Origin of the sequence: Pararhodobacter zhoushanensis, from assembly GCF_003990445.1 — a bacterium.
In the GTDB taxonomy this organism is placed as follows: domain Bacteria; phylum Pseudomonadota; class Alphaproteobacteria; order Rhodobacterales; family Rhodobacteraceae; genus Pararhodobacter; species Pararhodobacter zhoushanensis.
In genome coordinates, this window is the sequence record NZ_REEZ01000007.1 from 52,921 (window position 1) to 64,191 (window position 11,271).

Here is an 11,271-nt window from a genome sequence, read left to right on the forward strand (position 1 = left end):
GGACTCCGGGAGTTCCCATGCCTATCGAGCTAATTGCCGTCATTTTCTTGGCGGGGATGTTGATCGCCATTTTCATTGGCCTGCCGGTCGCCATTGCCCTTGGAAGCGTCGGCATGCTGGGTCTGCTGTATGTCGGGGGGACGCAGACACTGGTCATCATGACCGGCAGTACCGCCCTGCATGAGTTGTCGCATTTCGGGTTGCTCGCCATTCCGCTCTTCATGCTGATGGGGGCCATTGTGACGGCCTCGGGCATTGGCAGCGCGATCACCGATGTCGTCACAAAATGGCTTCACCGCATCCCCGGCGCCCTGCATTCTGCGGCGGCCGTATCCTGCGCTCTCTTTGCCGCGATGTCATCGTCGTCTGTCGCCACTGCGGCTGCGATCGGGGGGTTCATGCTTCCCGAGTTCAAGCGGCGGGGACACAACCTGCGCCTTGGAATTGGCGCGATTGCCGTGGGGGGCACCCTGGGCATCCTTATTCCACCCAGCAACTATTTCATCATGTACGGAGTGTTGACTGAAACCTCGATCATCGAGTTGTTTCTGGCCGGTATCGTGCCCGGTATCATGATCACTGTCGTGATCGTTGTCTTCAACACGATCCTGTTCTGGATAAAGCCGTCTCTGAACGATGAAACCCTTGTCGAGGACGCCCCGAGTTGGGCGGACAAATGGCTGGCGCTGCGTCACGCCTGGACTGGCATCGTGCTGATCACCGCAGTTATCGGCGGGATCACGCTGGGTGTCGTGACGCCGACCGAAGCTGGCGGACTGGGTGCGATCCTTGCGCTGCTTATCGGTACGTTTGTGCTTAAGAAGATTAATTTCGGGCGAATGGCCGGGATCCTGATCCAGGCGGTGCAAGCGACCAGCATGATGGGTTTCATCATCTTTGGCGGTCTGCTGCTGGCACGGTCTTCGACGATGCTCAACATCTCGGGCTGGCTGATCACCGCCATTTCCGACAGCGAGCTTTCGCCTTGGACAGTGATGCTATGCATCAACGTGTTCCTTCTGCTTCTGGGCATGTTCATGGATGCATCAGCGATCACGATGCTGACGGTCCCGCTGCTCTTCCCGGTGGTCACCGCGCTGGGTTTTGATCCGATCTGGTTCGGGGTCGTGGTCGCCATCAACATGGAACTGGCACTGGTCACACCGCCGCTGGGACTGAACATCTTTGTCCTGAAGGCTGTTTCCGGCGCGCCAATGCGCGACGCAATTCTGGGCACGCTGCCCTATGCCGGGCTGTTGTTCATGTGCCTTGTCCTGATCATCGCCTTCCCGGCGATCACCCTGTGGCTGCCTGGCCTCGTATACTAGACGTTGACGAACTGGAGATACCCTCATGAAACGCATCCTGATCGCTAACCGGGGTGAGATCGCCCGCCGCGTCATCCGATCTGCGCGCGCGCTGGGACTGGAAACCGTTGCCGTTTATTCCGACGCCGACGCAGGCGCCCTGCATGTCAGCGACGCGGATCAAGCCATCGCAATCGGGCCCGCCCCTGCGCGGTTGAGCTATCTGAACGCTGAAGCGGTCCTCAATGCCGCGCAGCTTTCCGGGGCTGATGCTGTCCATCCGGGCTATGGCTTCTTGTCCGAGAATGCCGATTTCGCCCAGGCGGTAAAAGACGCCGGGATGATCTGGATCGGACCGGACCCGGAAACGCTGCGCTCTATGGGCGACAAGCAGCGCGCGCGGGAAATCGCGCGGGCTGCAGGTGTGCCGGTCGTGCCGGGCAGCGAGCGCTTCGGCGATACGGTCACGGCAGAGACACTGTTGGCCGCTGCGCAGACGGTCGGCTATCCGTTACTGGTGAAGGCAGCGGCGGGTGGTGGCGGCATCGGGATGCGCCGCGTCGATGGCCCTGAAACTCTGGTGGACGCGGTGCGCACGACGCAATCGCTGGCCGCCCGTGCGTTTGGCGATGGCACTGTGTTTCTTGAGCGTTTCGTCCCCCGTGCCCGGCACATCGAGGTGCAGGTCTTTGGCTTCGGGGACGGCAACGCCGTTCATCTGTACGAGCGCGACTGTTCGCTTCAGCGGCGCTTTCAAAAGGTGATCGAAGAAAGCCCGGCGCCCGGTTTGCCGGATGCGAAGCGTGCCCGGATGGCTGACGCGGCGATCGCGCTCTGCGCAGCAACCAAGTATCGCGGGGCAGGGACCGTCGAGTTCATTGTCGATGCCGACAGCTTCGATTTCTACTTTTTAGAGATGAACACACGGATTCAAGTCGAGCACGCGGTCACCGAAATGGTCACGGGTGTTGATCTGGTCGCGATGCAGATTGATTTCGCGCGAGGTCAATTGACGGGGATGGAGCAGGACGCAATTGCAGTTGAAGGCCACGCCATCGAATGCCGGTTGTATGCCGAAGATCCGCTGCGCAAGTTCCAACCGTCACCCGGCGTACTTGAAGAGTTGTCCCTTCCCCACGAGGGACCAGCCCTGCGTGTCGATTGCGGCTACCGCACCGGCGACAACGTCACACCCTATTATGATCCGATGCTCGCCAAACTGATCGCGTCAGGTGCGACGCGCAGCGAAGCCATCGCTGGCGCTCTGCGCGCGCTGGATCAGATCCGGGTTCAGGGTCCGAAAACAAACAGCGCCTTTCTGGCAGCGTGTCTCGGCAACGAGGCATTCGGGAAAGGCGACGTGCATACGGGCTTCATCGACGCATCCGGTGACGCTTTGCTCAAATCCAAGGAAAGGAATGAGATATGACTTCGAAATCGGCGACACTTTTTCTGACAATGGTTCCGCCCACGGCGAGCAAAGAGGCCCGCTTCTGGCGCGACGCTTTGATCGTCGTGTCGGGAACCGTGCTTCTTGCCCTCTCGGCCCGTGTGCAAGTGCCGATGTGGCCGGTGCCGATGTCGATGCAATCGCTTGCGGTGCTGATGCTCGCGATGACCTTGGGCGCGCGTTTGTCCGTCGCCACTGTGGCCGCCTATGTGGTTCAGGGTGCCGTCGGTATGCCCGTCTTCGCTTCAGGTGCAGGGCTTGCCTATCTGGTCGGACCGACGGGCGGATATATCATTGGGTTCGTGGCGCTGGCAGCAGTCACAGGCTGGTTGAGCGATCGTGGATGGACCCGCAGCTTTCTGCCCGCGCTGACCGCGGCTTTGGTGGGGTCGGCAGTCTTGTATGCCTGCGGTGCGACATGGCTGGCAGCGAGTATCGGCTTTGACCGGGCGGTGGAGTTGGGCGTCTTGCCGTTCTTGCCGGGGGATCTGGTAAAGGCTGCACTCTCTGCGCTCGCGGTGTCTGCCGCATGGGCTGCCCGGCGTCGTCAGCAGTGACCTTGGGGACTGGCAAGAACGTTGCTGACCGTCTTGCCAGTCTTGCCTCTGCGGAAGAGGAAACCGGGTTGGCGCTGCTCGACGAGCGCGCGCCACCACTGTCGCTAAGTGCGCAGCGACGCAAGGAAGTTCTCAGCAGCGCGGCTGAGGCTGCGCTCGCTGTGGCTGAGGGCGATAAAGGCGCGTTCGGGGAAGCTGAAAGGCACCTCGAACACCCGCCCGGCAGCGCAATGCGGGGCGGCGGCGTGCTCGGACAGGACGGTGGCGCCATGTCCGGTTTCGACGGCGGCGATGCAGGCCTCGTTTGAGGGCAGTTCCAGCATCGGCGTGACCGGATCGATCCCGTGTCCCTGCAACGCTTCATCGAACAGTGCGCGCGTCCCTGATCCGGCTTCGCGCAAGACCCAATCGGCGGCGGCCAGCGCTGTTGCAGTCAGCTGCGGCTGTTGCTGCCAAGGGTGGCTCTTGCCGACCAGAAGCACCAGGCGATCGCCGCCGACCGTCGTCTGGCGCAGGCCGTGGCTGTCAACCCGGCCTTCGACGATTCCCAGATCAGCCTCGCCCGAGCGGACAGCAGCGGCCACGGTGGCGGTGTTGCCCTGAATGAAGTGCAGCGTTACGCGCGGATGCAGGCTCTGGAAGCGGATCAGATGGCTGGGCAGGAAGTAGGTCGCCACAGTCTGGCTGGCCTGCAAGCGCAGCGTTCCGACCTCACCGCCGCGCAGTTCGGCGAGCCAGTTCTCAGCTTCGTTTGCGCGTCTGAGCACCGCTTCTGCCAGCGGTGTGAACATCCGTCCGGCATCATTCAGCACGATCCCTCGCCCAACCCGGTCGAAAAACGGTACGCCATGCTGCGCTTCCAGTGCGGCCAGCGAGGCGCTGACTGCGGACTGGGTGAGGTGCAGCGTCTCGGAAGCGCGAGTCACATGCTGAAGGCGCGCAACCTCAAGGAAAATGCGCAGTTGTTCGAGGGTCATCGCGGATCTTCCGGGCTGAGCTGGGTGGCTTCTGGGGGATATGTTCGTCAAAGCAGATCATTTTATCAATAACAATAAATTGGATTGTTGGAAGGGCGGTCTGTAGACCTCTGCCAAGACCTTGCCGTCGACAGGAGCCCCCATGACCGCCCTCGCCAACCACTTTCTTGAGACACTGCGCGGTCTGTTCCCGGGGTCGCTGCTTGTTGCGGTCGTCACTGCTGCTGCGTTTCATGCCCACAGCTTGCCCGGTCTGGTTGGCCTTAGCCCGGTGATTTTGGCCATCCTGCTGGGCATGACCTATGCGAATGTGGTTGGCGTAAACGAGGCTTGCGGCCCCGGCATCGCGTTTTGCGCGCGCCGGGTCATGCGCACTGCCGTGGCGCTCTTGGGCGCGCAGATAACCGTGGGCGATCTGATGTCCTTTGGCTGGCAAGGGCTGGTGGGCATCGTCGCAGCCGTGGCAGTGACGCTGCCCGTTTCTTATGCCGTCGGTCGGAAACTGGGGGTGGCGCGGGATCTGTCGATGCTGATCGCAACCGGCAGCGCGGTTTGCGGGGCCTCGGCCATTGCCGGGGTCAATACTGTCATCCGTGCGCGTGAGGATTCCGTCAGCTATGCCGTCGCTGTCATCACGCTGTGGGGTACGGTGGGGCTGTTTGCCGTGCCACTGCTGAGCGACCTTCTGGGGCTGAGTGCCGTGCAGGCGGGCCTGTGGGCGGGGCTGTCGCTGCACGAGGTCGCGCAAGCCGTCGGTGCCGGTTTTGCGGGGGGCGATGCGTCTGGTCATGCGGCGGTCGCGATGAAACTGGGGCGCGTGCTGATGCTGGCCGGGGTGATTTTCGCGCTTGCCCGCGCATGGCGGCAGTCGCCGGGAACGATGGGGGAGCGCCCGCGTGCGGTGCCGGAGTTCCTGATCGCGTTCCTTGCGCTCTGCGGGCTGAATTCGCTGGGCCTGTTGCCGGACGAACTGCGCAGCGCTGCGGTGATCGCGACGCCGTTGTTACTGGCGGCGTCGATGGCGGGACTGGGGATGAACACGCGCTTCGCCAGCCTGCGCGCGCTCGGCCATGCGCCGCTTTGGCAGGGCGCGGTGACGTTCGCCGTCATCTCGGGGCTGGGTCTTCTGGCGGCGGTGTGGATCAGCGACTCCGCGACCGCGCGCGGGATTGCGACGGCGGTGGCGGCAACGCAGCAACCGTGACGTGCAGCGCCCGGTACGACCGCTGAGGCGTCAATAGCCGCTGTCCCGTCAGCGACCTGGCCCGCGTGCACCTGCGCTGCGAGCGGCTGCTGAAACCTTGATCTTCGTGTCGTGCAGATCGCCTTCGGCGGGAGCGCGGGCGATCGGTTTTTCTTATCGCGTGCAATTGTCGATAAAATATGCACAATTGTTCAGAGTCCCCGATGTACAGGTTTGCCGTGTCCCAGGCGTTGGTTCCGAGTACTCTGTTCGACGTTCCAGACAGATTCCACCGGCAGGCGGTTTGGTTGATCTGCTGTGCCGTACTGATCGCCTTTGCGGTGTTGATCTTCGGCTGGGGGTTTGGGATCGACCGGTTCGTGCGCATCCAACAGCCCTTTCCAGCGATGGTGCCGCTGACTGCCTTCAGTATCATCGCTGCCGGGGTCGGGTCTTTGATGATGCGCACTGCGCCGGGGAAGGCTGCGGGCATCCTGTGCGCCGTGCTGATCGTGGGCAGTGTGCTGCTCGAAGACGTCTCGGATCTGCGTTTGCTGTTTCACGATGCCGATGAAGGGATGTCCTGGGCCTCGCAGGCGGCTGCCTTGCTGGCAGCGGCTGCGCTGCTGGCGCAAGCGATGATGCCCGATTGGCGGCGTCTGATCACGCGACTGGATTCGGTCGGGTTGTGCGTCGCCTGCCTGCCGTTGCTCGGATACATCTTCAACTCCGAGGCGCTTTTTGGCAACGTCGTTTACACCAAGCTGGCGTTGCATACGGGGATCGCCTTTTTCCTGCTGTTTGCCGGTCGGCTGATGATGCGCGCCGATGAGACCTGGATCGGTGTTCTGTACGCACAAGAGCGTGGCAGTCAGGTGGGCCGGCGGATCCTGCCGGTGGTGATCCTGGGGCCCATCGTGATGTGCTATCTTGCGCTGGTCGCCACAGAGCAACAGTTCGTCACCGCTGACTTCCGGCTGACCTGTCTGGCGTTTGCGGTCGTGGCAATGGGTACCATTGCCGTGGTGACGGTGGCGGACCGGGTCAACCGGCTGGAACGCTCAGCCCGCGCCTATGAAGAAGAACTCAAGGAACGTGATCTGGAACTGGTCCGGTCACAGAAGGTTGCCGTTCTGGGGCGGCTGGTCGGTGGTGTGTCGCATGACTTCAACAACTTGCTGTCCGTCATCATTGGCAATCTTGAGCTGTTCGATCATGATGAAAGCCCCGAGAACCGCGATCATTACAAAGATCAGGCGCTCAAGGCTGCGTCAAACGCGGCAGCGCTGACGCGTCAGTTGCTGACCTATGGCCGAAAGTCGCGGCTCGATCCGGAACCGTTCGTGCTGGACGAGTCTGTCGCAGAGACATTGCAAATGTTCCGCCGGATCGTCGATCCGGGCCTGCGGATCATCGAGCAATTCACGGTGCCGGGTCATCAGGTCTTCCTTGATCCGTCGAATTTTCAGCAGGTGCTGCTCAACATCCTGATCAACGCGCGCGATGCGATGGACACGCAGGGGATCATCTTTGTCACCACGGGTCTGGTCACCGATGTGCCGTCGCCCCGCGTCGCAACACATGATGAGGGGCCGCTGAACGAAGGGCCGTATGTGACTGTTCAGGTGCGCGATACCGGCAGCGGGATGGCGCCGGGCGTGCTGGAGCGTATCTTTGAGCCTTACTTTACCACCAAGGGTGTGGGCGAGGGATCAGGGCTTGGCCTGCCGATGGCGCAGGGTTTCTGCCGTCAGTCGGACGGGGATATTCGCGTCGACAGTGCTGTGGGCCTTGGCACCACCGTCACGCTGTACTTCCCGCTCTCGGGCACCGTCGAACGCGCGGTGGTGCCCATCACTCGGCCCAAGCCGCACACGCCAAAGGGGCGGGCCCGTATCCTTGTTGTCGATGACGAGGACGCGATCACCGAGATGATGGCGACCCAGCTGAGCCAGGACGGCTATGAGGTCGAGACAGCCAAGGACGCCCGCGCAGCGCTGGATCTGTTCGAGTCGTCGCCGCGTTTCGATCTGGTCATCTCGGACGTGATCATGCCAGGCGACTTGCAGGGCCACCACCTTGCAGGCCGGGTTCATGCCCTGTGGCCCGATGCCAGGGTGTTGCTGATGTCGGGTTATGAATCGAACCGGCTGCGCGAGCAGTTCACCTTCGCGGGCCGGATCGAGTTTCTGCAAAAGCCGATTGATCGCAAGACGTTGCGGCGCACCATCACCGAATTGCTCGAGTCGTGAACCCTGCCGTCCCCCTCTTTCGCGGCGCGCTGGCGGCGAAAGAGGGGGCACTGGTTACATTGTGCTGGGCAGGAACAGCACAAGGCCCGGAAAGACAACCAGCAGGATCAGCCGCAGGATGTCCGTCGCGATGAAGGGCAGGACGCCGCGAAAGATCGTCCCCAGCGGTACGTCTTTGGCGATGGTATTTATCACGAACACATTGATCCCCACCGGCGGCGTGATCAGGCCCAGCTCGGCGACCATGACGATGATGATGCCGAACCAGATCGGATCAAAACCCAGCTGAATGATCACCGGATACACGATCGGCACCAGCAGCAGGATCATGGCCATGGTGTCCAGAATGCACCCGGCGATAACAAAGGCGATCAGGATCAGCGCCAGCGTTCCATGCGCCGAGAAATCCAGATCCACCAGCCACGCCGTCAGCTTTTGCGGCGACCGGGTGATGGCAAGGAAATAGCTGAACAGCATCGCGCCGATCAGGACCGAATACACCGACACCGAGGTGCGCAGCGCCTCGACCAGACTGTCGAGGATCTCTCGCGGGCCCAGTCGGCCACGGACCACGCCAAGGACCATGGTCAGCAAGGCACCAACGGCGGCGGCTTCGGTGGGGGTTGCGATGCCCATGTAGATGACACCGATCACCCCAAGGAACAGCACGATCACCGCCCAGACGCCGGACAGCGCCGACAAGGCTTCCTGCAGGTCAAACGGGGTGCCGGCGGGAAGGCCGCGACGATGCGCGGTGAGGATCGTCACCATGTAGAGGATGACGGCCAGAATGCCCGGAACGATACCCGCGATGAACAACTGACCGACGTCGGTTTCGGTGATGTAGGCATAGATCACCAGCACGACAGACGGCGGGATCATGATGCCCAGCGTCCCGCCCGCCGCGATCACGCCTGTCGCGGTATCCTCGCGATAGCCGAAGCGGCGCATTTCGGGCAGGGCGATCTTGGTCATCGTGGCAGCTGTGGCGACCGAGCTGCCACAGATCGCAGCGAAGCCCGAGCAGGCGGCAATGGTCGACAGCGCGACACCGCCCCGGAACTGTCCCAGCCATGAATTCGACGCGCGAAACAACTCTCGACTCATGCCTGAATTGGTTGCCAGCACGCCCATGAGGATGAAAAAGCTTACCACGCTCAGGTTGAAGTCGGTGACCACGCGGATGGGTGAGGTTGCCAGGACGTTGAGGGCCGGGGTCAGGCCGCGCATCGCGCCATAGCCGGCCACGCCAACCAGACCCAGCGCCACACCAATCGGTACCCGCAACAGCAACAGCGCAAAGAGGCTTACAAAGCCCAGAATTGCGATCAGGTCAGCGTTCGCCATGAGAGGCCTCTTCCAATTCGCGATCGTCGGCCGAGTCGACCAATTCGCGTCCCGTGATTATGCGCAGCAATTTGACACTGACGGTCACGACACTTGCTGCGGCGCCAAGCCAGATGACGCCCAGAAAGGGCCAGGCTGCGAGGCGCAGTTCAAACGTGCTTTCGTTGGTGCGCATCGCGCTCTGAACGCGGCCCAGCATCTTCCAGGCGATCAGGGCGATGAACAGCAAGAGCAGGGCCCAGGCGAAGGTGTCGATCCAGCGGCGGGCGCGCGGGCCGACAAGATCGGCAATGATGTCGACCTGAATGTGCCCGCCTCGCAGGCCGATGACGGCAAAGCCCCACATCACGCAGGCACCCAGCAGGTAGCGCGAAATGTCAAAGCTGTCAGGGACAGGCATGGCAAGGGCGTAGCGACCAAAGGTCGACACGACGACCAGAAGCATGACGATACCCAGAAGGATCGCTGCGATCGTTTCAACCGTTCGACAAAAGACTTCGATCAGGCGGGACATGGGTGCTCCGTCACTGCATTTGGCTGAAGAAAGGGGATGTCCCCGGCCTGCGCGCGGGCACGCCGGGGACAAGGATGGCCTCAGGGCTGATAGGCGCCGTCAGCGGCGACAAGGCGCGCCTCAAGATCGGCCAGTGCTGCTGCCGGATCGGCCAGACCAGCTGCGGTGGCGTTGGTCGCCCATTCGGCGCGCAGCTCTTGCGACAGCTCTTGCCACTGCGCCAGTTGCTCGGCGTTCGGCGTGTACATCGTGTGGCCTTCGGTCTCGACGAAGTAGGGCCGCGCCTCACGCTCTTGCATCGCCCAGGGCGTGCTGACGCGCTCGGACCATTCGGGCGTGCAGTGATGGTCGATCACGGCGCGGTTCTCGTCCGAAAGGTTGTTGTAGACGTCAAGGTTGATCGCCCAGACGAAGGCCACCGAATAGAGCGGCAGGTCCAGATGGTGCGTCACGATGTCTTCAACGCCGAACAGGCGAAGGCTGTTCCACGGTCCGCTGGTCACGTCGGCACCGCCGCTCGACAGGATCTCGCGCATTTCAGGCACCGGCACCTGTACCGGGCTGGCACCCATGTTGCTGATCAGGCGGGCGATGGTGCCCTGCGGCGGGCGCACGTTCATGCCGGCGAAATCGTCAGGGCCGGCGATCGGGCCGCGGGTGGCGTGGAAGGTGCCCGGTTCGTGCAGGTGGACAAGGCAGACATGCACATCGCCCATTTCCTGCTCGGCGTATTGTGCATACCATTCGTGCAGCGCACGGCTTGCCGAGGTGCCGTTCGACACCAGGAACGGCAGCTCTGCCGCTGCGATGATCGGGAAGCGGCCCGCCTGATAGCCGGGGTTGATGAAGCTGATATCGACAACACCGTCGCGCGCCATGTCATAATGGTCCGGCGCTGCGCCCAATTGCTGGGCGGGATAGATGTCGACCTGAATGCGGCCGTTCGATTCCTCGGCGATGGATTGCGCCCAGGGCACCATCCCCAGCGTGTCGACGGTGTGCACCGGCGGCACCCAATGCGACAGGGTGAGCGTCACTTCCTGCGCCTGCACGACCGGCGCGAACGCCAGGCCAAGCGCGGTCGATGCCGCGAATACGGATTTTTTCATGGTCTTCCTCCCTCAATGTGGCGCAGCCCCCCGCCGCGCCGGTACCCGTCGCCACCATGGCGGCGGGTCGGTCTGTTGTGGCGGGCTCAGCCGCGCCGCAAATTGGTGATGACCCGGTCCATAAGCCCGAGCAGTTGATCGGTTTCCTCGGCGCTCAGCCCGTCCAGCGTGCGCGTTTCCAGTTCAAGCGCCTGTGCCGTCAGGTCGGCGACTACCGCCTGGCCATGGTCCGTCGGCCAGACCGCGTTCGAGCGCCGGTCGCCATCGACCGCGCGGCGCTCGAGAATGCCGTTGGCTTCCATCTTGTCCAGAATCGGCACCAGGCTTGAGCGTTGCAGGCCCACGGCCTCGGCCAGCTTGATCTGCGACTGGCCGGGGTTCTGGCAGATGATCGACAGCAGGCCCAGATAACGCGCCGCGCCGCCGTGATCGGGCACTTTCGCCTCGAAGCTCTTGTAGGCGAGGATCTGCGCCATCCGCAGGCGGAAGTTGACACTGCGTTCCAGCGACGGCTGCAGTTCCAGCGGTGCTTCGGCGTCGATATCGGCCAGCAGTTGGACGGCGCTTTGCATGAT

Annotated in this window: 10 protein-coding genes; 5 read left to right on the top strand and 5 right to left on the bottom strand. The window is 62.7% G+C overall.

Annotated elements, in window-relative coordinates; translation table 11 throughout:
* The first annotated feature begins 17 nt into the window (after positions 1–17).
* The 3 genes from EAE28_RS15605 to EAE28_RS15615 are packed head-to-tail and all read left to right on the top strand — an operon-like array spanning position 18 to position 3,314.
* On the top strand, positions 18–1,328 hold the full coding sequence (locus tag EAE28_RS15605; protein WP_127107919.1) for a TRAP transporter large permease: 1,311 nt from the start codon (positions 18–20) through the stop codon (positions 1,326–1,328).
* Between the two features lie 25 nt (positions 1,329–1,353).
* Positions 1,354–2,736 (top strand): acetyl-CoA carboxylase biotin carboxylase subunit, encoded by a 1,383-nt coding sequence (locus EAE28_RS15610; RefSeq protein ID WP_127107921.1) that lies wholly within the window; start codon positions 1,354–1,356, stop codon positions 2,734–2,736.
* Complete coding sequence (locus EAE28_RS15615) at positions 2,733–3,314, top strand: biotin transporter BioY (RefSeq protein WP_127107923.1); 582 nt, start codon at positions 2,733–2,735, stop codon at positions 3,312–3,314. Before EAE28_RS15610 ends, EAE28_RS15615 begins: the two co-directional genes overlap by 4 nt.
* Before the next feature lie 104 nt (positions 3,315–3,418).
* Here EAE28_RS15615 and EAE28_RS15620 read toward each other — a convergent pair whose 3' ends face one another.
* Entirely contained in the window at positions 3,419–4,291 is an 873-nt protein-coding gene (locus EAE28_RS15620) for a LysR substrate-binding domain-containing protein (protein WP_127107925.1), read from the bottom strand.
* 142 nt (positions 4,292–4,433) lie between these two features.
* Here EAE28_RS15620 and EAE28_RS15625 point away from each other — a divergent pair, with 142 nt between their 5' ends.
* Both EAE28_RS15625 and EAE28_RS15630 read left to right on the top strand, forming a co-directional pair.
* A complete protein-coding gene (locus EAE28_RS15625) occupies positions 4,434–5,495 on the top strand; it encodes a YeiH family protein (protein ID WP_127107927.1) in 1,062 nt (353 codons plus the stop codon).
* Positions 5,496–5,782: 287 nt separating this feature from the next.
* Positions 5,783–7,726 carry a response regulator gene (locus tag EAE28_RS15630; protein WP_164736657.1) on the top strand — a complete coding sequence of 648 codons (1,944 nt, stop codon included), beginning with the start codon at positions 5,783–5,785 and terminating at the stop codon, positions 7,724–7,726.
* A gap of 54 nt (positions 7,727–7,780) precedes the next feature.
* Here the strand turns inward: EAE28_RS15630 and EAE28_RS15635 are convergent, their stop codons facing one another.
* The 4 genes from EAE28_RS15635 to EAE28_RS15650 form a co-directional block, all read right to left on the bottom strand.
* Positions 7,781–9,073 carry a TRAP transporter large permease gene (locus EAE28_RS15635; protein WP_127107931.1) on the bottom strand — a complete coding sequence of 431 codons (1,293 nt, stop codon included), beginning with the start codon at positions 9,071–9,073 and terminating at the stop codon, positions 7,781–7,783.
* The gene (locus EAE28_RS15640) at positions 9,060–9,587 is read right to left on the bottom strand and encodes a TRAP transporter small permease (protein WP_127107933.1); all 528 of its coding nucleotides are present in this window, start codon (positions 9,585–9,587) and stop codon (positions 9,060–9,062) included. The genes EAE28_RS15635 and EAE28_RS15640 overlap by 14 nt, the downstream gene beginning before the upstream one ends.
* Before the next feature lie 80 nt (positions 9,588–9,667).
* Entirely contained in the window at positions 9,668–10,696 is a 1,029-nt protein-coding gene (locus tag EAE28_RS15645) for a TRAP transporter substrate-binding protein (RefSeq protein WP_127107935.1), read from the bottom strand.
* A gap of 86 nt (positions 10,697–10,782) precedes the next feature.
* On the bottom strand, positions 10,783–11,268 hold the full coding sequence (locus EAE28_RS15650) for a MarR family winged helix-turn-helix transcriptional regulator (RefSeq protein WP_164736658.1): 486 nt from the start codon (positions 11,266–11,268) through the stop codon (positions 10,783–10,785).
* Positions 11,269–11,271 lie beyond the last annotated feature (3 nt).